18 protein-coding genes and 19 tRNA genes are annotated in these 23,240 nt (G+C 44.7%); 35 read left to right on the top strand and 2 right to left on the bottom strand.

Features of this window, described 5'->3' with window-relative positions:
* Nucleotides 1-143: 143 nt before the first annotated feature.
* The 22 genes from pth to L0992_03745 all read left to right on the top strand — a co-directional run bounded on the left by pth (nucleotide 144) and on the right by L0992_03745 (nucleotide 5,873).
* Nucleotides 144-734, top strand: a complete 591-nt coding sequence (pth, locus tag L0992_03850) for an aminoacyl-tRNA hydrolase (GenBank protein ID XGB67826.1) — start codon at nucleotides 144-146, stop codon at nucleotides 732-734.
* A gap of 10 nt (nucleotides 735-744) precedes the next feature.
* Entirely contained in the window at nucleotides 745-1,836 is a 1,092-nt protein-coding gene (gene ychF, locus L0992_03845; protein XGB67825.1) for a redox-regulated ATPase YchF, read from the top strand.
* Between the two features lie 280 nt (nucleotides 1,837-2,116).
* Nucleotides 2,117-2,193: transfer RNA gene (locus L0992_03840), tRNA-Met, on the top strand.
* A gap of 65 nt (nucleotides 2,194-2,258) precedes the next feature.
* A tRNA-Leu gene (locus L0992_03835) sits at nucleotides 2,259-2,343 on the top strand.
* 28 nt (nucleotides 2,344-2,371) lie between these two features.
* Nucleotides 2,372-2,446 (top strand) — tRNA-Gln (locus tag L0992_03830).
* Between the two features lie 77 nt (nucleotides 2,447-2,523).
* A tRNA-Met gene (locus L0992_03825) sits at nucleotides 2,524-2,600 on the top strand.
* Nucleotides 2,601-2,671: 71 nt separating this feature from the next.
* A tRNA-Leu gene (locus tag L0992_03820) sits at nucleotides 2,672-2,756 on the top strand.
* 42 nt (nucleotides 2,757-2,798) lie between these two features.
* Nucleotides 2,799-2,873 (top strand) — tRNA-Gln (locus L0992_03815).
* A gap of 69 nt (nucleotides 2,874-2,942) precedes the next feature.
* Nucleotides 2,943-3,027 (top strand) — tRNA-Leu (locus tag L0992_03810).
* A 51-nt stretch (nucleotides 3,028-3,078) separates the two neighbouring features.
* Nucleotides 3,079-3,155 (top strand) — tRNA-Met (locus tag L0992_03805).
* Between the two features lie 72 nt (nucleotides 3,156-3,227).
* A tRNA-Leu gene (locus L0992_03800) sits at nucleotides 3,228-3,312 on the top strand.
* A gap of 42 nt (nucleotides 3,313-3,354) precedes the next feature.
* Nucleotides 3,355-3,429 (top strand) — tRNA-Gln (locus L0992_03795).
* 81 nt (nucleotides 3,430-3,510) lie between these two features.
* Nucleotides 3,511-3,595: transfer RNA gene (locus L0992_03790), tRNA-Leu, on the top strand.
* Nucleotides 3,596-3,637: 42 nt separating this feature from the next.
* Nucleotides 3,638-3,712: transfer RNA gene (locus L0992_03785), tRNA-Gln, on the top strand.
* Between the two features lie 81 nt (nucleotides 3,713-3,793).
* Nucleotides 3,794-3,878: transfer RNA gene (locus tag L0992_03780), tRNA-Leu, on the top strand.
* Between the two features lie 42 nt (nucleotides 3,879-3,920).
* Nucleotides 3,921-3,995 (top strand) — tRNA-Gln (locus tag L0992_03775).
* Nucleotides 3,996-4,064: 69 nt separating this feature from the next.
* Nucleotides 4,065-4,149, top strand: a tRNA-Leu gene (locus L0992_03770).
* Between the two features lie 33 nt (nucleotides 4,150-4,182).
* Nucleotides 4,183-4,259 (top strand) — tRNA-Met (locus L0992_03765).
* 55 nt (nucleotides 4,260-4,314) lie between these two features.
* A tRNA-Leu gene (locus L0992_03760) sits at nucleotides 4,315-4,399 on the top strand.
* A 42-nt stretch (nucleotides 4,400-4,441) separates the two neighbouring features.
* Nucleotides 4,442-4,516, top strand: a tRNA-Gln gene (locus L0992_03755).
* Between the two features lie 69 nt (nucleotides 4,517-4,585).
* Nucleotides 4,586-4,670, top strand: a tRNA-Leu gene (locus tag L0992_03750).
* Nucleotides 4,671-4,826: 156 nt separating this feature from the next.
* Nucleotides 4,827-5,873, top strand: coding sequence for a lactonase family protein (locus tag L0992_03745; GenBank protein XGB67824.1), 1,047 nt, complete (start codon nucleotides 4,827-4,829; stop codon nucleotides 5,871-5,873).
* A gap of 67 nt (nucleotides 5,874-5,940) precedes the next feature.
* Here L0992_03745 and L0992_03740 read toward each other — a convergent pair whose 3' ends face one another.
* Entirely contained in the window at nucleotides 5,941-7,116 is a 1,176-nt protein-coding gene (locus L0992_03740; protein ID XGB67823.1) for a 2-octaprenyl-3-methyl-6-methoxy-1,4-benzoquinol hydroxylase, read from the bottom strand.
* Nucleotides 7,117-7,423: 307 nt separating this feature from the next.
* Between L0992_03740 and miaB the strand changes: the two genes are divergently transcribed.
* The 5 genes from miaB (at nucleotide 7,424) to lnt (ending at nucleotide 13,151) form a co-directional block, all read left to right on the top strand.
* Entirely contained in the window at nucleotides 7,424-8,848 is a 1,425-nt protein-coding gene (miaB, locus tag L0992_03735) for a tRNA (N6-isopentenyl adenosine(37)-C2)-methylthiotransferase MiaB (GenBank protein ID XGB67822.1), read from the top strand.
* Between the two features lie 163 nt (nucleotides 8,849-9,011).
* Complete coding sequence (locus tag L0992_03730; GenBank protein ID XGB67821.1) at nucleotides 9,012-10,133, top strand: PhoH family protein; 1,122 nt, start codon at nucleotides 9,012-9,014, stop codon at nucleotides 10,131-10,133.
* Nucleotides 10,134-10,595: an rRNA maturation RNase YbeY gene (gene ybeY / locus L0992_03725; GenBank protein XGB67820.1), complete on the top strand. Its 462-nt coding sequence runs from the start codon at nucleotides 10,134-10,136 to the stop codon at nucleotides 10,593-10,595. It abuts the gene before it with no gap.
* A gap of 118 nt (nucleotides 10,596-10,713) precedes the next feature.
* On the top strand, nucleotides 10,714-11,604 hold the full coding sequence (gene corC, locus L0992_03720) for a CNNM family magnesium/cobalt transport protein CorC (GenBank protein ID XGB67819.1): 891 nt from the start codon (nucleotides 10,714-10,716) through the stop codon (nucleotides 11,602-11,604).
* A gap of 32 nt (nucleotides 11,605-11,636) precedes the next feature.
* Complete coding sequence (lnt, locus tag L0992_03715; protein ID XGB67818.1) at nucleotides 11,637-13,151, top strand: apolipoprotein N-acyltransferase; 1,515 nt, start codon at nucleotides 11,637-11,639, stop codon at nucleotides 13,149-13,151.
* A gap of 110 nt (nucleotides 13,152-13,261) precedes the next feature.
* On the opposite strand, the gene L0992_03710 is transcribed toward lnt, so the two are convergent.
* Nucleotides 13,262-13,732, bottom strand: coding sequence for a zinc ribbon-containing protein (locus tag L0992_03710; GenBank protein ID XGB67817.1), 471 nt, complete (start codon nucleotides 13,730-13,732; stop codon nucleotides 13,262-13,264).
* Between the two features lie 263 nt (nucleotides 13,733-13,995).
* On the opposite strand from L0992_03710, the gene leuS reads away from it, so the two are divergent.
* The 8 genes from leuS (at nucleotide 13,996) to L0992_03670 (ending at nucleotide 23,167) form a co-directional block, all read left to right on the top strand.
* A complete protein-coding gene (leuS, locus tag L0992_03705; GenBank protein ID XGB67816.1) occupies nucleotides 13,996-16,572 on the top strand; it encodes a leucine--tRNA ligase in 2,577 nt (858 codons plus the stop codon).
* Nucleotides 16,573-16,754: 182 nt separating this feature from the next.
* Nucleotides 16,755-17,408 (top strand): LPS assembly lipoprotein LptE, encoded by a 654-nt coding sequence (lptE, locus tag L0992_03700; protein ID XGB67815.1) that lies wholly within the window; start codon nucleotides 16,755-16,757, stop codon nucleotides 17,406-17,408.
* 12 nt (nucleotides 17,409-17,420) lie between these two features.
* Nucleotides 17,421-18,446, top strand: coding sequence for a DNA polymerase III subunit delta (gene holA / locus L0992_03695; GenBank protein XGB67814.1), 1,026 nt, complete (start codon nucleotides 17,421-17,423; stop codon nucleotides 18,444-18,446).
* A gap of 66 nt (nucleotides 18,447-18,512) precedes the next feature.
* Nucleotides 18,513-18,830, top strand: a complete 318-nt coding sequence (rsfS, locus tag L0992_03690; GenBank protein XGB67813.1) for a ribosome silencing factor — start codon at nucleotides 18,513-18,515, stop codon at nucleotides 18,828-18,830.
* Between the two features lie 3 nt (nucleotides 18,831-18,833).
* Nucleotides 18,834-19,304: a 23S rRNA (pseudouridine(1915)-N(3))-methyltransferase RlmH gene (rlmH, locus tag L0992_03685; GenBank protein ID XGB67812.1), complete on the top strand. Its 471-nt coding sequence runs from the start codon at nucleotides 18,834-18,836 to the stop codon at nucleotides 19,302-19,304.
* Nucleotides 19,305-19,310: 6 nt separating this feature from the next.
* Nucleotides 19,311-21,203, top strand: a complete 1,893-nt coding sequence (gene mrdA, locus L0992_03680; protein ID XGB67811.1) for a penicillin-binding protein 2 — start codon at nucleotides 19,311-19,313, stop codon at nucleotides 21,201-21,203.
* Nucleotides 21,203-22,324 (top strand): rod shape-determining protein RodA, encoded by a 1,122-nt coding sequence (rodA, locus tag L0992_03675; GenBank protein XGB67810.1) that lies wholly within the window; start codon nucleotides 21,203-21,205, stop codon nucleotides 22,322-22,324. The genes mrdA and rodA overlap by 1 nt, the downstream gene beginning before the upstream one ends.
* Before the next feature lie 3 nt (nucleotides 22,325-22,327).
* Nucleotides 22,328-23,167 carry a septal ring lytic transglycosylase RlpA family protein gene (locus L0992_03670; protein XGB67809.1) on the top strand — a complete coding sequence of 280 codons (840 nt, stop codon included), beginning with the start codon at nucleotides 22,328-22,330 and terminating at the stop codon, nucleotides 23,165-23,167.
* The last annotated feature ends 73 nt before the right edge of the window (nucleotides 23,168-23,240 follow it).

Raw genomic sequence — 23,240 nt, 5'->3', positions numbered from 1 at the left:
AGTGCTTTTTTTATGTCTGAGTTATATCGCACTGCTATTTATCACAATCAGGAATAATCGTGTTGCTATCAGCTAGCTCGCACCTTTTTCACAAACTGTGATATCATACGGCGCTTTTTGAAATCCCAAGAGAGATCCATACCTTGAGCCAACAAATAAAACTTCTCGTTGGACTGGCTAATCCAGGTCCAGAATACGCCAAAACTCGCCATAATGCGGGTGCTTGGGTAGTTGAAGAATTAGCACGTGTACACAACGTGACACTAAAGAACGAACCAAAGTTCTTTGGCCTAACGGGTCGTATCATGGTTCATGGTGAAGATCTTCGTTTGCTGATCCCAACGACTTTTATGAACTTGTCAGGCAAAGCAGTTGCAGCTTTGGCAAAATTCTACCAAATTAAACCTGAAGAGATCATGGTTGCTCATGATGAGTTAGACCTTCCTCCTGGTATTGGAAAGTTTAAAAAAGGGGGTGGTCACGGCGGACATAACGGTCTGAAAGACATCATCAGTAAACAGGGTAACAATAAAGAATTCTATCGTCTTAGATTAGGCATTGGCCATCCAGGACACAAAGATAAAGTTGCAGGTTATGTATTAGGCAAAGCTCCACAAAAAGAGCAAGAGTGTATCGAGGCCGTCGTTGACGAATCGGTTCGCAGCCTAGACATCTTATTAAAAGATGGCCTACCAAAAGCACAAAATCGCTTACATACGTTCAAAGCAGAATAAGGTTTATATCATGGGTTTTAAATGTGGCATCGTTGGTCTACCAAACGTTGGTAAGTCAACTCTGTTTAACGCACTGACTAAAGCAGGCATCGAAGCAGCAAACTTTCCATTTTGTACGATCGAACCAAACACAGGTATCGTTCCGGTTCCAGATCTACGCTTAGATACATTAGCAAAAATTGTTAATCCACAGAAGATCCTTCCAACGACAATGGAATTCGTAGATATCGCAGGCCTAGTTGCTGGCGCATCTAAAGGTGAAGGTCTTGGTAACAAATTCCTAGCTAACATCCGTGAAACTGACGCTATCGGTCACGTTGTACGCTGCTTTGAAAATGAAAACATCGTTCACGTTTCTGGCAAAGTATCTCCAATCGAAGACATCGAAGTGATCAACCTTGAACTTGCGCTGGCTGACTTAGACAGCTGTGAACGTGCAATTCAACGTAACGCTAAGAAAGCAAAAGGCGGCGACAAAGACGCTAAGTTCGAAATCACAGTACTAGAAAAGCTACTACCAGTTCTTACTGAAGGCGGTATGGCGCGTACTGTTGAACTAGGCAAAGAAGAAGCGGCAGCAATCGGCTACCTAAACTTCCTAACGCTGAAACCAACAATGTACATCGCAAACGTTGCTGAAGATGGTTTTGAAAACAACCCTTACCTAGACGCTGTTCGTGAATACGCAGAAAAAGAAAACAACGTTGTTGTTGCTGTTTGTGCGGCTATCGAATCTGAGCTTTCTGAGCTTGATGACGAAGATCGCGAAGAGTTCCTAGCAGACATGGGTATCGAAGAACCAGGTCTTAACCGAGTGATCCGTTCTGGTTACGAGCTACTGACTCTTCAAACTTACTTCACAGCTGGCGTTAAAGAAGTTCGCGCATGGACAATTCCTGTAGGTGCAACAGCACCACAAGCTGCTGGTAAGATCCACACAGACTTCGAAAAAGGCTTCATCCGAGCTGAAGTTGTTGGTTTTGATCACTTCATCGAGTTTAACGGTGAGAGCGGTGCAAAAGATGCAGGTAAATGGCGTCTTGAAGGCAAAGAATACATCGTAAAAGATGGCGACGTTGTTCACTTCCGTTTCAACGTATAATTGTTGATTTAACATCAAATAAAAGGCCAGTGAATTCACTGGCCTTTTTGTTTTTACTCTTTCGAAATAGTCCTGCATCAGAAAGTTAACTTCCTATATATATCGCCTTTTTGACCTGTTTTTTGCCGACAAATACGCCTCTTTGCCTAAAAAGAAACCGAACAGATGTTTATTCGCGATTTATTCAAAAAAAAAGTTGACGGGTTTCACTCAACTCCGCATAATGCGCCCCGTTCACAGCGAAGCGGCAACGTTTCAAAATGAGCAACAATATGGAAATGGCTACTTAGCTCAGTTGGTTAGAGCACATCACTCATAATGATGGGGTCGCAGGTTCAAATCCCGCAGTAGCCACCATTTCCTAAGCACTCTATTTGATATTAAAGTTTGTCTTTAGTAACAAAGAGTTTTTAGGAAATAATGCGGTCGTGGCGGAATTGGTAGACGCACCAGATTTAGGTTCTGGCGCCGAGAGGTGTGAGAGTTCAAGTCTCTCCGACCGCACCATATTGAGATGTCTTCAAGACATCATTGTTGGGCTATCGCCAAGCGGTAAGGCACCGGCTTTTGATGCCGGCATTCCCTGGTTCGAATCCAGGTAGCCCAGCCACAATTTAAAGTGTAATTATCTTTAAAAAGATAATGGCATTGAAAGCAAGATTATATTATATTGTCTCGCTCTCAGATGGCTACTTAGCTCAGTTGGTTAGAGCACATCACTCATAATGATGGGGTCGCAGGTTCAAATCCCGCAGTAGCCACCATTCTTTCTTCGAGAAAGAAAAGACAACGTTGTATTGAATCACCAATATTCAGTATGACTAAAAGATTTGCTGCGGTCGTGGCGGAATTGGTAGACGCACCAGATTTAGGTTCTGGCGCCGAGAGGTGTGAGAGTTCAAGTCTCTCCGACCGCACCATTATTCAGAATGTGTTTCTTTTAATAGATGACCATTCATTGTTGGGCTATCGCCAAGCGGTAAGGCACCGGCTTTTGATGCCGGCATTCCCTGGTTCGAATCCAGGTAGCCCAGCCACATACAACGTTACTTAGACAAACCATAAGTCTTCTTAACTATACTCTTCGCTAGAGTAAAAGCTTTGCTGCGGTCGTGGCGGAATTGGTAGACGCACCAGATTTAGGTTCTGGCGCCGAGAGGTGTGAGAGTTCAAGTCTCTCCGACCGCACCATTATTTCTCTTTCATTAGAGAACAAATAGTGAATCTATTAGATTTATTATTGGCTACTTAGCTCAGTTGGTTAGAGCACATCACTCATAATGATGGGGTCGCAGGTTCAAATCCCGCAGTAGCCACCACTTTTTCTTTTGAAATAGAAAGACAACGTCTTATTGAATCACCAATATTCGATATGACTATAAAGATTTGCTGCGGTCGTGGCGGAATTGGTAGACGCACCAGATTTAGGTTCTGGCGCCGAGAGGTGTGAGAGTTCAAGTCTCTCCGACCGCACCATTATTTAGAATGCGTTTCTTTTAGTAGATAACCATTCATTGTTGGGCTATCGCCAAGCGGTAAGGCACCGGCTTTTGATGCCGGCATTCCCTGGTTCGAATCCAGGTAGCCCAGCCACTATTTATAACTCCTTGCAAAAGCAAAGAGCACAACGTCTTATTGAATCACCAATATTCAGTATGACTATAAAGCTTTGCTGCGGTCGTGGCGGAATTGGTAGACGCACCAGATTTAGGTTCTGGCGCCGAGAGGTGTGAGAGTTCAAGTCTCTCCGACCGCACCATTATTTAGAATGCGTTTCTTTTAGTAGATGAGCATTCATTGTTGGGCTATCGCCAAGCGGTAAGGCACCGGCTTTTGATGCCGGCATTCCCTGGTTCGAATCCAGGTAGCCCAGCCACTATTTATAACTCCTTGCAAAAGCAAAGAGCACAACGTCTTATTGAATCACCAATATTCAGTATGACTATAAAGATTTGCTGCGGTCGTGGCGGAATTGGTAGACGCACCAGATTTAGGTTCTGGCGCCGAGAGGTGTGAGAGTTCAAGTCTCTCCGACCGCACCATTATTCAGAATGTGTTTCTTTTAATAGATGACCATTCATTGTTGGGCTATCGCCAAGCGGTAAGGCACCGGCTTTTGATGCCGGCATTCCCTGGTTCGAATCCAGGTAGCCCAGCCACATACAACGTTATTTAGACAAACCATAAGTCTTCTTAACTATACTCTTCGCTAGAGTAAAAGCTTTGCTGCGGTCGTGGCGGAATTGGTAGACGCACCAGATTTAGGTTCTGGCGCCGAGAGGTGTGAGAGTTCAAGTCTCTCCGACCGCACCATTATTTAATAATGAATCTATTAGATTTATTATTGGCTACTTAGCTCAGTTGGTTAGAGCACATCACTCATAATGATGGGGTCGCAGGTTCAAATCCCGCAGTAGCCACCATTTATACAACGTCTTATTGAATCACCAATATTCAGTATGACTATAAAGATTTGCTGCGGTCGTGGCGGAATTGGTAGACGCACCAGATTTAGGTTCTGGCGCCGAGAGGTGTGAGAGTTCAAGTCTCTCCGACCGCACCATTATTCAGAATGTGTTTCTTTTAGTAGATGACCGTTCATTGTTGGGCTATCGCCAAGCGGTAAGGCACCGGCTTTTGATGCCGGCATTCCCTGGTTCGAATCCAGGTAGCCCAGCCACATACAACGTTATTTAGACAAACCATAAGTCTTCTTAACTATACTCTTCGCTAGAGTAAAAGCTTTGCTGCGGTCGTGGCGGAATTGGTAGACGCACCAGATTTAGGTTCTGGCGCCGAGAGGTGTGAGAGTTCAAGTCTCTCCGACCGCACCATTATTGAATGAAACCCAGCTTTTTAGCTGGGTTTTGTTTTATCTGGAATATGTAAATCTGCTATCCAGGTCACCAAGTATTTTCTCCTGCTTAATCACTTCATGGCTTTTTTATAAGACAATGTCTGCTCCATTTTCTAATTGAGTATGACTGCCTATGAAAACCCTACCTTTAACGATTGGTTGCTACACAGATACTCCCAGTAAAAGCCAAGGCGTATATCAGACTCAATTAGATTTAGATAACGGAAAGCTATCACCGTTAGAACTCGTTGCTGAATGTACCAATCCATCTTTTGTCGTAGCGACACAACTCGGTATCTACACGGCTTCTGAAGTTGACCAGCCCAAACAGCCACAATTGGTTCATATCGCTAATGCTAGCTCAAAGACCGCTAATAACTCAGGGGCTATCTCTGGTGATCATCCTTGTCATATCACCATTGATCCTAGCCATAAGTTTGCTATTACGTCGCAATACTCATCAGGCACATTCGATATCTTTAGTTTAAGTATCAACGGTAATATCGATAAACGACTCAAAACAATCAAAATGGTCGGTTCTGGTCCAAACAAAGAACGACAAACAGGACCACATGCCCATCAGTGTTTGTTCTTACAAAACTCACCACAATTTGTCACCGTCGATCTTGGCGCCGATAGAATCAACTTTTACTGCTTTGATGAAGAACAGGAAGAGTTTCTAGACGAACCAATGCAATCCATAAAAGCTCCAGCTGGCAATGGGCCTCGTCATTTAATCTTCAATAAGGCTGAAGATAAGGCCTATGTGATCTGTGAGCTATCCGAAACGATACTAATGTTGGAAAAGGTTTTAGGTGTATGGAACATTGTGGAGGAAATAGACGCGCTTCCCAATATGGAGAAAGGTGAAGCAACGGCTGCAATAAAACTATCACCGGATGAACAATTTCTTTATGTGTCTTGTCGACACCAATCAAGGATCAGTAGTTTCAAAATCGAACCAAACACCAAAATGCCTATTTTTATTGATAGTTATAGTACTGAAGGTAATTTTCCTCGTGATTTTCATATTACCGACTGCGGGCAATGGCTTATCGCCGCAAACCAGCACTCCAATAACATCACCTCATTCAAACGAAATATTGAGGATGGCTCTCTGGTTTACACAGGCTACTCTTTGGAGCTAGATGCACCTGTTTGTGTAACACAACAGCGATAGTAATCATCGGATACAAAAAAGGAGAGCATTCGCTCTCCTTCTCTTTATAAGCAGTCTAAAAGTTCAACTAAAGACCCAAGGCGTATTTCAATACTTGAACTTTAATCGGGCCTGAATTTTCAGCAAGCTTAAGCGCAGCATTACGTACAAACTTCAGTGGGCCAATATCATTACTGAATGTTTTATAGAAGAAATCCATACCGCTTTGCATCATCAGGTTGTCGCCTCTTCTCATCACCTCATAGCGCCTTGCTACAGAGTGATTCAGCTCGCCTTTATCCTTGGTCACATCCAATAGAGCGGCAACATCTTTAAAGCCTAAGTTTACGCCCTGCCCTGCTAATGGGTTTATCGTGTGTGCCGAATCTCCAACCAGAATGCAGTTGTTCTTAACATAAGATTGCGCATGACGTCGAGTGAGAGGGAATGAACCAGAATTGAGGACTTTGATGTCTCCCAGTTCCGCAGGGAAGTTAGCAAGCACTTCATTTCGCAACTTGTCTGGGCTCATTGCCGACAGTTGCTTTATGCGAGATGGCGAGTCATACCAAACCAATGAACCCTGCCCGACTTCTTTCCCTTCAGAAACGACAGAACACAGAGGCAGAAACGAACGCGGGCCACTTGGTAGAAACTGTTGCCAAGTAATATCTTGTTGAGGGAGCTCAGTTTCCACATTGATCAGCATACAGTGCTGGCGGTAGTCCCAAGCCGTGATACCGATACCAGCCTGCTGACGAACAGCGGAGTTAGCGCCATCAGCACCAATCACCCATTTAGCCGATAACTCAGCACCAGATTGAAGCTTAACGATATTAGTTTCGCCAAATTCAATAGAATCCAACTTTTCAGGGCACAACAGTTCTAAATTGTCATAAGCATCAAACTGAGACCATAAGCCCAATTGAATCAGTCGGTTTTCAACAATGCAGCCTAAACGAGGTAAATCTAGTGATGCGGCATCAAACCGAGTACGACATTCTGGGTGTTCCCACGTCTCTAAGCGCTTATAAGAACATACTCGCATTGCTTCTATGTTCTGCCATGCGCCAAGATCGTCAAGCAAATCGACCGATGCTTGAGAAATAGCGGAAACACGAATATCCATTGCTTGCGACTGATCAAAAGCTTGTGGGGCAAAACCTTCGATCACAGCAACACTCAGACCTTGCTTTGCAAAACCAATCGCTGTTGCTGCACCGACCATGCCACCACCGACTACCACAATATCGTAACTGTTCATATTTTGTACTTATCAGTTTGATTCTTTGACTGTTTTTGATTGTACTTTTTCATAACTAACTTGTAACCAAAAACCTTATTTGAAAAAAGGGTTATCCCTTGCTGTGTCTAGCGTTAACGATAATAAAAACCACTACATAAGAGATTTTATCAGACTACTAGTCAGTCGGTTTTGAAACCAGTACAATACGCCGCTTGCTGCTAGAGCCAGTCATAAAATGAATACCTAATTATGACAAATGGTCCTCGCGGATGAATACTGGGCGATTTGCTCCCTTAAATTAAACTAACGATCGAGCGAACAAAAAATGAGTAAGAAACTGCTAATTAAAACTTGGGGCTGTCAGATGAACGAATACGATTCATCAAAAATGGCCGACCTGCTTAACGCTGCTAATGGCTATGAGCTAACTGAAGTACCTGAGGAAGCAGATGTACTACTACTGAATACTTGTTCTATCCGCGAAAAAGCGCAAGAGAAAGTATTCCACCAGCTTGGTCGTTGGAAAACGCTAAAAGATAAGAAAGAAGGCGTGGTGATCGGTGTGGGTGGCTGTGTTGCGACTCAAGAAGGCGATCACATTCGTCAACGTGCACCATACGTAGACGTTATCTTTGGCCCTCAAACACTGCACCGTCTTCCTGAGATGATTAAATCTTCTCTATCAAATGACGCGCCAGTGATGGACATCTCTTTCCCTGAGATCGAAAAGTTCGATAGCCTGCCTGAGCCGCGTGCTGAAGGTGCAACGGCGTTCGTTTCTATCATGGAAGGTTGTTCTAAATACTGTACTTACTGCGTTGTGCCTTACACGCGTGGTGAAGAAGTTAGCCGCCCAATGGACGATGTACTGTTCGAAGTGGCTCAACTTGCAGAGCAAGGCGTACGTGAAGTTAACCTGCTAGGTCAAAACGTAAACGCATACCGTGGGCCAACTCACGAAGGTGATATCTGTTCATTCGCAGAACTGCTTCGCCTTGTGGCTTCTATCGATGGTATCGACCGTATTCGTTTCACAACAAGCCACCCGCTTGAGTTTGGTGATGACATCATCGCAGTTTACGAAGATACACCAGAGCTTGTGAGCTTCCTTCACCTGCCTGTACAAAGTGGTAGTGACCGTATTCTTACTATGATGAAGCGCCCTCACACAGCGATTGAGTACAAGTCGATTATTCGTAAGCTACGTAAAGCGCGTCCAGACATTCAAATCAGCTCTGACTTTATCGTTGGTTTCCCTGGTGAATCTAACCAAGATTTCCAAGATACGATGAAACTGATCAAAGACGTTGATTTCGATATGAGCTTCAGCTTTATCTTCTCTCCTCGCCCAGGTACACCTGCTGCAGATTACCCATGTGATGTGCCAGAGCAAGAGAAGAAAGATCGTCTATACGAACTACAGCAAACCGTGAACACACAAGCAATGCGCTACTCTCGCCTAATGCTTGGTACAGAGCAACGCGTATTGGTTGAAGGTCCATCGAAGAAGAACCTAATGGAACTGCGTGCTCGTACTGAAAACAGCCGCGTAGTGAACTTCGAAGGTTCTGCTGACCTTATCGGCCAGTTCGTAGACGTGAAAATCACAGAAGTATTTGCTAACTCTCTACGTGGTGAAGTAGTACGTACAGAGAAAGACATGGATCTTCGCAGCGTGATCTCGCCGACTCAAATGATGGCAAACACAAAACGCGAAGACGAGCTAGGTGTAGCGACATTTACGCCATAGGCAATACAACTGTTTGAGCACAAAGCGCAAGCACAAAGCTTGAAATTACCTAACTAAGTGACCATCTTAGAAATAGGGACATCACCATCAGAAGCCCGGTCTAAATCGGGCTTTTTGCTCTTTGTTTTATTTAAGAGCGAGTGGCACAAAATGAGAGGCTAATTTGAGCAATAAAATCGTTACCTTAGAGATAAATCTAGAGCCAGCCGACAATAAGCGCTTGGCTAGCTTATGCGGACCATTCGACGACAACATCAAGCACCTTGAGCGTCGTCTTGGCGTTGAGATTAATTACCGTAGCAACTTCTTCACCATCGTTGGTAAGCCTCACACTACTGCTGCTGCTTTAGACATCATCAAACACCTCTATGTTGAAACGGCTCCAGTTAAAGGCAACATCATCGATATTGAACCAGAGCAAGTGCACTTAGCGGTCACTGAGTCTGGCATTTTGGAGCAACACGTCGAGTCTGAAATTGACTACGGCAAAGAAGTCACGATTAAGACTAAAAAAGGCGTGATTAAGCCACGTACTCCGAACCAAGCACAATACCTAATGAATATGGTCACTCATGACATCACTTTTGGTATTGGCCCTGCAGGTACAGGTAAAACGTACCTAGCGGTTGCGGCGGCTGTCGATGCACTTGAACGCCAAGAGGTTCGCCGTATTCTACTGACTCGCCCTGCTGTTGAAGCGGGTGAGAAGTTAGGTTTCCTTCCTGGTGATTTGAGCCAGAAAGTCGACCCATATTTGCGTCCACTTTACGATGCACTTTTTGAGATGCTCGGTTTTGAACGTGTTGAAAAGCTGATTGAACGTAACGTGATTGAAGTCGCTCCACTGGCTTACATGCGTGGCCGTACTCTGAATGATGCATTTATCATTCTTGATGAGAGCCAAAACACCACGGTAGAACAGATGAAAATGTTCTTAACTCGTATCGGTTTCAATTCGCGTGCAGTTATCACGGGTGACATTACGCAAATCGATTTACCTCGTGGCGCGAAATCTGGTCTACGTCATGCAACGGAAGTACTGAGCGAAGTCGATGACATCAGCTTTAACTTCTTCATGTCTGAAGATGTGGTTCGTCACCCTGTTGTTGCTCGTATCGTTAATGCCTACGAGAAATGGGAAGCAAAAGACCAGAAAGAACGTAAAGAGTTTGAGAAGCGTAAACGTGAAGAGCGCGAAGCCAAACTTCTTGAGGCTCAGCAAGCAGTTACGACACAATTAGCAACACAAAATAGTTCTGAGATTACAGAACAAGGTGATAAATAGATGTCTATTGAACTAGACCTGCAAATTGCGGTCGAAAATGAGCAAGGTCTTCCAACCAAGCAAGATATTCAGCTTTGGTTAGACAAGACAATTCCTCAATTTCAAGAGAACGCCGAGTTGACGGTTCGAATCGTTGATACGGACGAAAGCCACCAGCTCAATCATGAATACCGTGGTAAAGATAAGCCAACCAACGTGCTGTCTTTCCCATTCGAAGCTCCTCCAGGGATCGAATTAGATCTTCTGGGCGACCTCATTATTTGCCGCCAAGTTGTCGAAAAAGAAGCAGAAGAGCAAAATAAGCCTCTGCTAGCACACTGGGCTCATATGGTTGTACATGGCAGTCTGCATCTGCTAGGTTATGATCATATCGAAGATGATGAAGCTGAAGAGATGGAGTCACTCGAGACAGAAATCATGCAAGCTATGGGGTTTGAAGACCCTTACATTCTAGAAAAATAAACTGATTCTAGGTAAGTAGTTTGCAGAGAAACAACGACTCATCGAACCTGTTATTTTCAGGAATCTGAGTTGTGATGTGTGCTATCACACTTCTGATAGCGTTATTTTTTGAGAAATCATGAACGAAGGTAACCCCCCCACTTCTGAGGGAAGTAAAAAATCTGAAGGTCCGAGTAGAAAGTCCTTCTTTGAACGCCTAGGCCAACTATTTCAAGGCGAGGTAAAAGACCGCCAAGAGCTCGTAGATGTAATCCGCGACTCAGAAATTAATGATCTAATTGACCACGACACACGCGACATGCTCGAAGGTGTTATGGAAATTTCAGAGATGCGAGTACGCGATATCATGCTGCCTCGCTCTCAAATGGTTACAGTTGAACGCACCGATGATCTAGACACATTGATTGCGCTTATTACTGATGCTCAGCACTCTCGCTACCCAGTGATCAGTGAAGATAAAGACCATGTTGAAGGCATTCTATTAGCGAAGGACCTACTTAAGTACTTGGGTTCAGACAGTGCTCCATTTGACATCGAACAAGTGATTCGCCCTGTAGTTGTTGTTCCTGAAAGTAAGCGTGTTGATCGCCTACTCAAGGAATTCCAGGAAGAGCGTTACCACATGTCTATCGTTGTCGATGAGTTTGGCGGTGTCTCTGGCCTAGTAACCATTGAAGATATCCTCGAAGAAATCGTTGGTGAAATTGAAGACGAGTTCGACGATGAAGAAGAGTTAGATATTCGTAAGCTGAGTAAGCATACTTTCTCTGTTAAAGCTTTAACCACTATTGAAGAGTTCAACGACACGTTTAACACGACCTTTAGTGATGATGAAGTAGATACAGTGGGCGGTATGGTGATGACAGCACTCGGTCACCTGCCAGTTCGTGGCGAAATTGTAGAAATCGAAAACTACCATTTCAAAATTACATCTGCAGATAACCGTCGTGTGATTCAGCTACAGGTAACCATTCCTGACGAACAGCCTCTTCCGACTATCGAAGAATAACAACTTCTCTCTAAAGAGATGACAGAAATTAGATGACTAAGACTTTTATTCATCGCCTATTACGGCCGCTTGCGGCCGTTTTTGTTGGCGCTATAACAACCCTTTCATTCGCTCCATACTCAATATGGCCTCTTGCTATTCTCAGCCCAGCTTTGTTGCTGCTACTGATCCATGATCGCTCTCCTAAAAGTGCACTTTGGATAGGTTACGCATGGGGTTTAGGCCAATTCACCACGGGTGTCAGTTGGGTATACGTCAGTATTGATGGCTTTGGTGGAATGCCACTGGCAGCCAACTTGTTCTTGATGGCACTGCTTGTGGGCTATCTAGCAGTTTACTCAGGGCTTTTTACCTGGAGTTTAAACAAGTTCTTCCCTACTAATAACCTAAGTCGTTTTTTCCTAGCAGCACCCGCATTGTGGCTCATCAGTGATTGGTTGCGCGGTTGGGTAATGACGGGCTTCCCGTGGTTGTGGCTAGGTTATAGCCAAATCGATTCCCCGCTTGGCTCTTTCGCACCTATTGGTGGTGTAGAGCTAGTGACGCTTGCAATTATCGTCTCAGCTTCTGCGCTCGCTTATACGGTCATCAACAAAGCCTGGAGTGTCGCCGTCATCCCTGCTGTTGTATTTAGCACCGGTTTTGGTCTTCGCAATATCGACTGGGTGACACCGAACCCTGACAAAACAACGTCAGTGGTATTAATTCAAGGCAACGTCGACCAAGACAGCAAATGGCTACCAAGTCATCGCTGGCCAACTATGATGAAATACACCGATCTGAGCAGAGAAAACTGGGATGCGGATATCATCATCTGGCCTGAAGCGGCTATTCCTGCATTTGAGGTAGAGATCCCTTCTTTTCTGCGTAACTTAGACAGCGCAGCCAAGATGAATAACAGCTCTATCATCACAGGTGTACTGAATCAGTCTGAAGATAAGAAGTACTACAACAGCATTTTGTCGCTTGGAGTGAACCCATACGGCGAATACAGCTACGATCCAAACGAACGCTACCACAAGCATCACTTATTGCCATTTGGTGAGTTTGTACCGTTTGAAGATATATTGCGTCCATTAGCACCGTTCTTTAATTTACCAATGTCATCGTTTAGCCGTGGCGATTACGTTCAACCAAACATCGTTGCTAATGGTCGTCACCTTGCACCAGCGCTTTGCTATGAGATCATCTTTAATGATCAAGTTAGACAGAACGTGACCGATGAAACGGACTTTATTCTCACGCTCTCTAACGATGCGTGGTTCGGCCGTTCAATTGGCCCGTTGCAACATATGGAAATCGCACAAATGCGTGCTTTAGAGCTTGGTAAGCCGCTTATTCGCTCGACCAACAATGGTGTAACGGCAGTAACGGATCACAAAGGCAAGATCATCAAGCAAACCCCGCAATTTGAAACAGCAATATTAAAAGCCGAGCTTGTTTCAACAGATGGTCAAACCCCTTATCACGTTGTCGGGACTTGGCCGCTGTATATCTGGGCTTTGTTGAGCTTAGTGATTGGCTGGCTTGTGAGAAGAAAAGACTAGATTCGACGAAAAGTGTTTGAGGGTTGGCCAATTACGGTCAACCCTTTTTAATTGCTACGATTTTGAACTGGCGACACTGATTTGAACTAGTTACGCTATCGCTCGGTATTTTATGGTTTAAGCGCTTTACGACTAAATCCTTTCGAACCACATTTGATACACGGAATGATCGTCGTTGGATGGTTGTACTCAGTTTGATGACCACACTCATCACAGACTAGTGTACCAAGACCAATAACCTCATCCGCTTGATACAAGCCTTGATGCTCTAAATCTTGGAATAGCTCAACCCATTCCACTTTGGTGCGATCAGTTATATCCAAAAGCCCCTGCCAAATAGAGTCAGCAATCATCAAATAAAACGGGCCGCTTTTGCTCTCTTCATAACTTTCAGAGAATTCTTTCAAGTCCGATTTCACATAGGCTGAAATCAGCGATAGCTCATCTTTAGTCATGTCATTGGCTGCTTTCGCAAACTTACCTGACGTTTCGATTTTATTGTTGAGCTCTTCAGGACTATGCTTCAGCGTTTCGATGACCTCTTCAACCACTTCTTCATAGAGTGCTTTTTTCTTCGGCATAACAACCTCCTTAAGATAACCAACTTTTAAGCGTGCAAACGAAGTGCTATAACGCCCCCTTCGCTCACAAACAAATGCAATTCATACTCTTAAGTATAGTTGCCCTGCGAAATTCAGTGAAAATTACGCCATCTACTAGGCAGCAACTGCAAGTATGAAGGGTATAACTATTGTTGTACTAGGCTCCTTTAGGTATTCTATGACGATCTGTAAGATTCTGTTCTAACCGAACTCACAAATTCCAAGATAACCGGATACCATCGATGCAAGAACAATATAACCCGCAAGAGATTGAACAAAAGGTTCAACAACACTGGGATGACAGCGAGACTTTCGTTGTAAGTGAAGACCCAAACAAAGAAAAATTCTACTGTCTTTCTATGTTCCCGTACCCAAGTGGCCGACTGCACATGGGTCACGTGCGTAACTACACCATCGGTGATGTGGTATCTCGTTTCCAACGTCTACAAGGCAAAAACGTAATGCAGCCAATCGGTTGGGATGCATTCGGCCTACCTGCAGAAAACGCAGCTGTTAAGAACAACACAGCGCCTGCACCATGGACTTACGAAAATATCGAGTACATGAAAAACCAGCTTAAGCTTTTAGGCTTTGGTTACGACTGGAACCGTGAATTCGCAACGTGTACGCCAGAGTACTACCGTTGGGAACAAGAGTTCTTCACTAAGCTTTACGAAAAAGGCCTAGTTTACAAGAAGACCTCTTCTGTTAACTGGTGTCCGAACGACCAAACAGTACTTGCAAACGAGCAAGTAGAGGACGGTTGCTGCTGGCGTTGTGATACTCCAGTTGAACAAAAGAAAATTCCACAGTGGTTCATTAAGATCACTGAGTACGCTCAAGAGCTACTAGACGATCTAGACAACCTAGAAGGTTGGCCTGAAATGGTTAAGACCATGCAGCGCAACTGGATCGGTCGCTCTGAAGGTGTTGAGCTATCTTTCGCTGTTAACGGTGAAGAAGCACCGCTGGAAGTTTACACTACTCGTCCAGACACACTAATGGGTGTATCTTACGTTGGTATTGCTGCAGGTCACCCTCTTGCAGAGAAAGCATCTCAAAACAACCCTGAGCTTGCAGCATTCGTTGAAGAGTGTCGTAACACTAAAGTTGCTGAAGCTGAACTAGCGACGATGGAAAAGAAAGGCATGGATACTGGCTTAACGGCTATCCACCCTCTTAACGGTCGTGTTGTTCCTGTATACGTAGCAAACTTCGTTCTTATGGATTACGGCACAGGTGCGGTAATGGCGGTTCCTGCTCACGATCAGCGTGACTACGAATTCGCAACTAAGTACGGCATCGATATCATTCCAGTAATCAAGCCAGAAGACGATTCTGAGTTAGACGTTTCAGAAGCGGCTTACACAGAGAAAGGTGTGCTGTTCGATTCTGGTGAATTCGATGGTCTTGCTTTCCAAGAAGCATTCGACGCAATCGCTGCGAAGCTTGAAGCCGAAGGCAAAGGTAAGAAGACAGTAAACTTCCGTCTACGTGACTGGGGTGTATCTCGTCAACGTTACTGGGGGGCGCCAATCCCAATGGTAACCACTGAAGACGGTGAAGTTCACCCAGTACCTGCAGACCAGCTACCCGTTATTCTTCCAGAAGATGTGGTAATGGATGGTGTGACTAGCCCAATCAAGGCTGACAAGTCTTGGGCTGAGACAACATTCAACGGCGAACCTGCTCTACGTGAGACAGATACATTCGATACGTTCATGGAATCTTCTTGGTACTACGCTCGTTACTGTTCACCACAAGCTGACGACATCCTAGATCCAGAAAAAGCGAACTACTGGCTACCAGTAGACCAGTACATCGGTGGTATCGAGCACGCTTGTATGCACCTGCTTTACTCTCGTTTCTTCCATAAATTGCTACGCGATGCAGGTTACGTAACGTCTGATGAACCGTTCAAGCAGCTTCTATGTCAAGGTATGGTTCTAGCTGACGCGTTCTTCCACACGAATGAGAAAGGCACGAAAGAGTGGATTGCTCCTACTGACGTGACTATCGAACGTGACGGTAAAGGCCGTATCGAAAAAGCTGTCGACAACCAAGGCCGCGAAGTTGAACACTCAGGCATGATCAAGATGTCTAAGTCGAAAAACAACGGTATCGACCCACAAGAGATGGTAGACAAGTACGGTGCTGACACAGTACGTCTATTCATGATGTTTGCTTCTCCTGCTGACATGACACTTGAGTGGCAAGAGTCTGGCGTTGAAGGCGCAAACCGCTTCCTTAAGCGTGTTTGGAAACTGGTTCACGCTCACTCTTCTAAGGGTGCTGCTGAATCTGTTGATGCTTCTGCTCTGTCTGGTGACCAAAAAGCACTACGTCGTGACATCCACAAGACTATCGCGAAAGTAACGGACGATATCGGCCGTCGCCAAACGTTCAACACAGCTATCGCTGCAATCATGGAACTGATGAACAAACTAGCGAAAGCACCTCAAGAGTCTGTACAAGATCGTGCAATCCTTGATGAAGCGCTAAAAGCTGTTGTTCGCATGCTTTACCCAATGACTCCTCACATCTCTTACGAAATGTGGATTGCACTGGGTGAATCAAACGTAGACTCAGCAACATGGCCAACTTTCGATGAGAAAGCGCTAGTTGAAGATGAGAAGACTATCGTTGTAATGATCAACGGTAAGCTACGTGCGAAACTGACTGTTGCTGCTGACGCAACCGAAGAGCAAGTTCGTGAACTTGGTCTAAATGATGAGAACGCTAAGAAGTTCCTAGATGGCCTAACTATCCGTAAAGTTATCTTCGTACCTGGTAAGCTTCTAAACATCGTTGCTAACTAATTTCGTTAGCACAATGCAATTGCTAAAGAATTAACGAACTTAATTCATCAAAAGTAGTCTGTAGACAGGGTAGTTAATTACCCTGTCTACTTATTTAAACGCTTTACTTTCAGTGACTAACCCCACGCCAACAAACTAAAGCCTTTAAATAAGTATTCTACCTTCATGAGAGCCATCAAATAATGCGCCTGACTTCACTATCTTCATTGAAAGTTACTATTGTTGTTCTAACCGTTAGCCTATTGAGTGCCTGTGGTTTCCACCTACGCGGTGATTACTCCGTGCCAGAAGAACTTAACAAAATCTCTGTGACCAGTTACGACCAATACAGCACGTTTACACGTATGATGAAAGGTCAGCTACGCATGAATGATGTAGAAATTGTGCCACCCGCAGAGAACACTCCTAACCTTCATATCATTAGCGAAAGCGTAGGTGAGCGAACTCTGTCTCTTTACCAAAATACTCGTGCGGCAGAAATTGAACTGACTTTCTACGCTTCGTACCGTGTAACGATCCCAGAGCTAGGCTCAAAGACATTCTCAACCAGTGTAACCCGTAGCTACCTAGACAACCCGTTAACAGCTCTCGCGAAATCGGTTGAGCGCGACATGATCGAAGATGAGATGCGTAAACTCGCGACTAGCCAAATCCTTCGTCAAATGGCTCGTCTCAAGGCTAATATTGCCGCTGACAGCATGGATCTAGAAGCACTTGAACACAATCAGGTTAAAGAGCTTGAAAAACAGTACAACATCAAAAATATTGAAGTTGAAGACGTTGAAGTTGCTCCAGGCTCAGAAGAACAGCCAGAGCTCAGCGAATCTGCTGAATAATAGGTTTATTTGATGCGTATTTTTGCCGATCGTTTGTCGGAGCAACTGTCTAAACAGCTGAGCAATGTTTACCTGATTTTTGGTAACGAACCTCTGCTGTTACAAGAGAGCCGAGAAGCGATCCTGAAAGCTGCTAAACAACAAGGCTTCGAAGAACGTCACCGCTTTGCGATCGATAACAGTCTCGATTGGAATGAAGTTTACGATTGCACTCAAGCACTCAGCTTATTCTCTAGCCGTCAGGTCATCGAGCTTGAGCTTCCGGAGTCGGGTGTCAATGCGGCGATAGCAAAAGAATTGCTCGCCATTTCTGAGCATATTCATAGTGATATTCTATTAATATTGGTTGGCACTAAGCTAACCAAAGCTCAAGAGAGTGCAAAATGGTTTAAAGCACTCTCTAATCAAGGACACTGGGTAAGCTGTTTAACTCCAGATGTCAGCCGATTGCCTCAATTTGTCCAAGCACGCTGTCGCCAAATCGGTTTATCACCAGATCCTGAAGCGATTCAAATGCTAGCGCAATGGCATGAAGGCAACCTTTTTGCGTTGACTCAAAGCCTAGAGAAACTGGCGCTACAATACCCAGATGGAAAGCTCACTTTAGTACGCTTAGAAGAATCGCTGAGTCGCCACAACCATTTTACTCCATTCCATTGGAGTGATGCGTTACTGGCAGGTAAAGGCAATCGAGCACAGCGGATTCTAAGACAGCTAGAAGCGGAAGGGGTTGAACCTGTTATTCTACTGCGTAGCATACAACGTGAGCTTGCTCTGTTATTGCAGATGCAGCAACAAATGAAACAGATGCCAATTGGTCAGGTTTTCGAAAAACACCGCATCTGGCAATCTAAAAAGCCGCTTTATAACGCCGCGCTAACAAGAGTTTCGATTTCTCGATTACACTCCTTGTTCGCGTTGCTCACTCAAGCTGAATTGATGACAAAAACTCAATACGAGCAGTCGCCATGGCCACTAATTCATCAGTTAAGCGTAGAGTTTTGTATCCCTTCAGCTTCAATACCATTCCACGCATAAAAGCGTGTTATATTCTAGGGTCAACAAGCCCTAAACAAAGCTAAATTCAGATTAAAGGAACACCCAGTGTTACGTGAAGAACTAAAAGATTTTCTTGCAGACAAAGCCGACGACATGAAAGCAGAATCGATTGTAACTATCGATGTAGAAGGCAAATCAAGTGTGACTGATTACATGATTGTTTGTACTGGTACCTCTAAACGCCATGTTGCTTCTATTGCACAACATGTTGCTGATGAAGTGCGTAAAGCGGGTATGCAACCTCTAGGTATGGACGGTCAGCAAGAAGGTGAATGGGTTGTTCTAGATATGGGCACAAGCATGCTTCACGTTATGCAAGAAGAGCATCGTGAGCTGTACCAACTAGAAAAACTTTGGGGCTAAGCTTTGAAGATCCAGTTAATCGCAGTTGGCACAAAAATGCCAAAGTGGGTTGAAGAAGGGTTTCAAGAATACAAACGCCGCTTCCCTCACGATATGCCATTAGAGCTCATTGAAATTACTGCCGGAAAACGCGGTAAAAATGCCGATATTGCACGCATTCTTCAAAAGGAAGGCGAAGCGATGCTGGCTGCAGTTCCAAAAGGCAACCGTATTGTCACGCTCGATATCCCAGGTAGAAAGTGGGATACACCTCAACTTGCTGAGCAATTAGAAAGTTGGAAGCTGGATGGACGTGACGTATCTATCCTAATTGGCGGGCCTGAAGGATTAGCACCTGCATGTAAAGCGGCTGCAGACCAAAGTTGGTCTCTGTCTGCGCTTACTCTCCCTCACCCATTAGTACGCGTTATCATGGCTGAAAGCTTGTATCGAGCTTGGAGCATCACTGCTAACCACCCTTATCATCGAGAATAAGCGTTAATGTTACGTAAACGTAGCCAAATCCGTGATTACAAAGCAGAAGCACGACTATTTACTAGCCGTGCTTTTGTTGCGTTTGCGGGGATCATAGTCATGATGTCGATGTTGGTTGTTAACCTGTACAACATTCAGGTCAATCAATACCAAGACTATAAAACTCGTTCTAACGACAACCGTATCAAGGTCGTTCCAATCGCCCCTAACCGTGGTTTGATTTACGATCGCAACGGTGTACTTCTTGCCGAAAACCGTCCTGTTTTCAACCTAGAAATCATACCCGAAAAAATCAAAGATATGGATGACACGCTTGCTCGTCTGCAAGCATTAATCGAGATCCCGCCAGAACGTATCGAGCGCTTTAATCGTGATCGTCGTAATTCACGACGCTTTAAATCGGTACCGATTCTTAATCAACTCTCTGAAGAACAAGTTGCCGTTTTCTCTGTAAATCAACATAAATTCCCAGGTGTTGAGGTTACGGGAACATTGAAGCGTTTCTACCCTTATGGCGATGTGCTCACTCATGTGATTGGCTACGTATCGCGCATCAATGATCGTGATATGCAGCGCTTGATGCGAGAAGAAAAAGACGCCAATTACCAAGCAACTCGTGATATCGGTAAGCTGGGTATTGAGCGTTATTACGAAGACATGTTGCACGGTACAGCTGGCTACCAAGAAGTTGAAGTTAACAGCCGTGGACGAGTGATTCGTACCCTCAAATTTGTACCTTCGGTTCCAGGCAAAGATATCGTACTCAACTTAGATATCAAGCTACAGCTTTACGTACATAAGTTACTTGATGGCCGCCGTGGTTCAGCTATCGTTCTCGACCCAAAAGACAATGGCGTGTTAGCCATGGTATCGAGCCCAAGCTACGACCCAAACGCATTCGTACATGGTATCTCGTCTAAAGGCTATAACGCGCTACTTCAAGACAAAAACCGCCCTTTGGTTAACCGTGCCACGCTAGGTATTTATCCACCAGCATCAACGATCAAGCCATTCATTGCTGTTGCTGCTCTGCAAGAAGGTGTGATTACGCCGAACACAACCCGTAATGACCCAGGCTATTGGAAGATACCAAACTCAAAAACGAGACCATTCCGTGACTGGTTACGTTGGGGACACGGTGTCGTGGATATAGAGAAAGCGATTGAAGAGTCGGTGGATACCTTCTTTTACCAAATTGCTTATGATCTCGGCATTGATCGCATATCTAAATGGATGATGATGTTCGGCTTCGGTGATTATACTGGCATCGATATCTACGAAGAAAGCAAAGCCAATATGCCAACTCGTGATTGGAAGATGGCTAGACACCGTGTGCCTTGGTATCAAGGTGACACCATCCCTGTTGGCATTGGCCAAGGCTACTGGACTGCAACACCAATGCAGATTGCGAAAGCAACCTCTGTATTAGTCAATGAAGGTGAAGTAACAGCACCTCACCTACTGCGTTCAACCATTGATAATGGCCGTCCATTCGATGAACAAATCATGTCCGACATTGAAACTTACCCACCGTTAACCGGGGTTAAGAAGAAGTATTGGGATATCGCTCAGGAAGGTATGAGGCTGGCTAACCACGGCAAAAAAGGCACGGCAAGACGTTCATTCCAAAAGATGTCTTACCAAACCGCGGGGAAATCTGGTACTGCGCAGGTATTCGGCCTTAAAGAAGATGAAGAGTACAACGCGGACGAAATCGCAGAGCACTTACGCGATCATGCCCTCTTTACGGGTTACGCGCCTTTTGAAGATCCTGAAGCCGTCGTGACTATCGTTCTAGAGAATGCAGGTGGCGGTTCTTCTAACGGCGGCCCAGTAGTAAGAAGGATTTTAGACCATATTATCCTTGCAGAAGATTATCAAAGTGAGCCAATTAAATAATGAAACTTGATCCCTCAACTGGACGAAATAGAGCCTTATTCGAAAGGCTACATATCGATCTGCCATTATTACTCGGCATTCTGGTTTTAATGGGCTTTGCCTTATTAATCATGTACAGCGCAAGCGGACAAAGCCTTGCGATGATGGATCGCCAAGCGATGCGTATGGCTCTGTCTTTGGGTGTAATGATTTTCTTGGCGCAAATCTCACCGCGGACCTACGAAACCTTAGCTCCGCTGCTGTTTGCAGGCGGTGTCATCTTACTATTGGGCGTATTGTTCTTTGGTGAGGCTTCTAAGGGTGCTCAACGTTGGTTGAACTTCGGCTTTATTCGATTCCAGCCCTCTGAGTTGTTGAAACTGGCGGTACCTTTGATGCTGGCACGATTTATCGGTAAACGCTCACTACCACCAACTTTCCAAACGCTAGCGATCTCACTAGTGATGGTGTTTGTACCGACGATTTTAATCGCGAAGCAACCCGATTTAGGTACCTCTATCCTTATCGCTGCGTCGGGTATCTTTGTAATATTCCTAGCGGGTATTAGCTGGAAGATAATCGCCAGTGCTGCGATAGCACTTGGGGCGTTCATACCAATTCTTTGGTTCTTCTTGATGCGTGAATATCAAAAAGTACGTGTAAGAACCCTTTTTGATCCTGAATCAGATCCATTAGGTGCGGGCTACCACATCATTCAGAGTAAGATTGCGATAGGTTCTGGTGGTATATCAGGAAAAGGCTGGCTGCAAGGTACTCAATCTCAACTGGAGTTCATCCCAGAGCGTCACACCGACTTCATTTTTGCGGTTATTGCCGAAGAATGGGGCATGATCGGTATTTTGTTCTTGCTTGCTATCTACCTGTTTATTATTGGACGCGGTTTAGTACTGGCTAGCCAAGCTCAAACGGCTTTTGGCCGAATGATGGGAGGCAGTATTGTACTGAGCTTCTTCGTCTATATTTTTGTAAACATTGGCATGGTAAGCGGCATCCTACCAGTTGTAGGTGTCCCTCTTCCTCTGGTCAGTTATGGTGGTACCTCAATGGTTACCCTTATGGCTGGTTTTGGTATTTTAATGTCGATCCACACACACAGAAAAGCATTCTCAAAGGCGACCTAATCGATGTCTATTACAACGTTTTCAAAAAAAGCATCCTTGATTGATGAGCTGCCAATTAAAAAAATCCTCTCTATTGTTGGGCTAGTTGTTTTCATCAATGGTTGTTCTTCACAGCAACCAACGGGCCGCTACGATATTGATTCAGATATTGCGCCAGACGCACCTATCTCGGTAGAGCATTTAGAAGATGCTCACCCACAGTATGAACCTTACAGTTTGGGTGGTAACAATAACTACACACTGCGCGGTGAAGACTACAAGATTGTAAAAGAGACGGAAGGATTTACCGAGAAAGGAAAAGCATCTTGGTACGGTAAGAAATTTCATGGCCATTTAACCTCAAATGGAGAGATTTACGACATGTATTCGATGTCTGCAGCGCACAAAACATTGCCGATTCCAAGCTATGTAAAAGTGACCAATACCGACAACAACAAAACCACGATTGTTCGTATCAATGACCGCGGCCCATTCCACGAAGGCCGAATCATTGACCTTAGTTATGCGGCGGCTTACAAGCTCGATGTATTAAGAACTGGCACTGCAAATGTTGAGATAGAAGTCATTACTGTAGCTATGCCAACCGACGCTAAGAAAAAGGCCGCTTTGCCGCATTTTATTATTCAAGTTGCCACATCTCCACATGAAGATAGAACAGAGAAGTTGGCCAAAGATCTAAGCGAAAAGCTAGAAGTAGCAACGTTCTTGCAGCCAAATGATGACAACTACCGTCTGATGCTTGGGCCATTTCATGACTATGCTCTGACTCAAGAGAAATTAGAACAAGTTAAGCTAATGGGTTACCCGTCAGCTTATATAAAAAAACACACCCTAACTCGCTAATTAATCTAACAGTTACTTCTGGTAATCAGCGCTCTGGTGTGACAGAGTGATTCTGTTAATATATGAATAGTTC

The organism is Vibrio pomeroyi (assembly GCA_041879425.1).
GTDB lineage: Bacteria > Pseudomonadota > Gammaproteobacteria > Enterobacterales > Vibrionaceae > Vibrio > Vibrio pomeroyi_A.
Note: the sequence above shows the minus strand (reverse complement) of the source record. Positions and strands in the feature narration are given on the sequence as shown.

Coding starts and splice junctions, on each gene's coding strand:
- ybeY (XGB67820.1), top strand. CDS start 10,134: ATGTCTATTGAACTAGACCTGCAAATTGCGGTCGAAAATGAGCAAGGT.
- L0992_03670 (XGB67809.1), top strand. CDS start 22,328: ATGTCTATTACAACGTTTTCAAAAAAAGCATCCTTGATTGATGAGCTG.
- leuS (XGB67816.1), top strand. CDS start 13,996: ATGCAAGAACAATATAACCCGCAAGAGATTGAACAAAAGGTTCAACAA.
- ychF (XGB67825.1), top strand. CDS start 745: ATGGGTTTTAAATGTGGCATCGTTGGTCTACCAAACGTTGGTAAGTCA.
- corC (XGB67819.1), top strand. CDS start 10,714: ATGAACGAAGGTAACCCCCCCACTTCTGAGGGAAGTAAAAAATCTGAA.
- L0992_03710 (XGB67817.1), bottom strand. CDS start 13,732: ATGCCGAAGAAAAAAGCACTCTATGAAGAAGTGGTTGAAGAGGTCATC.
- L0992_03740 (XGB67823.1), bottom strand. CDS start 7,116: ATGAACAGTTACGATATTGTGGTAGTCGGTGGTGGCATGGTCGGTGCA.
- lnt (XGB67818.1), top strand. CDS start 11,637: ATGACTAAGACTTTTATTCATCGCCTATTACGGCCGCTTGCGGCCGTT.
- L0992_03745 (XGB67824.1), top strand. CDS start 4,827: ATGAAAACCCTACCTTTAACGATTGGTTGCTACACAGATACTCCCAGT.
- holA (XGB67814.1), top strand. CDS start 17,421: ATGCGTATTTTTGCCGATCGTTTGTCGGAGCAACTGTCTAAACAGCTG.
- mrdA (XGB67811.1), top strand. CDS start 19,311: ATGTTACGTAAACGTAGCCAAATCCGTGATTACAAAGCAGAAGCACGA.
- miaB (XGB67822.1), top strand. CDS start 7,424: ATGAGTAAGAAACTGCTAATTAAAACTTGGGGCTGTCAGATGAACGAA.
- lptE (XGB67815.1), top strand. CDS start 16,755: ATGCGCCTGACTTCACTATCTTCATTGAAAGTTACTATTGTTGTTCTA.
- rodA (XGB67810.1), top strand. CDS start 21,203: ATGAAACTTGATCCCTCAACTGGACGAAATAGAGCCTTATTCGAAAGG.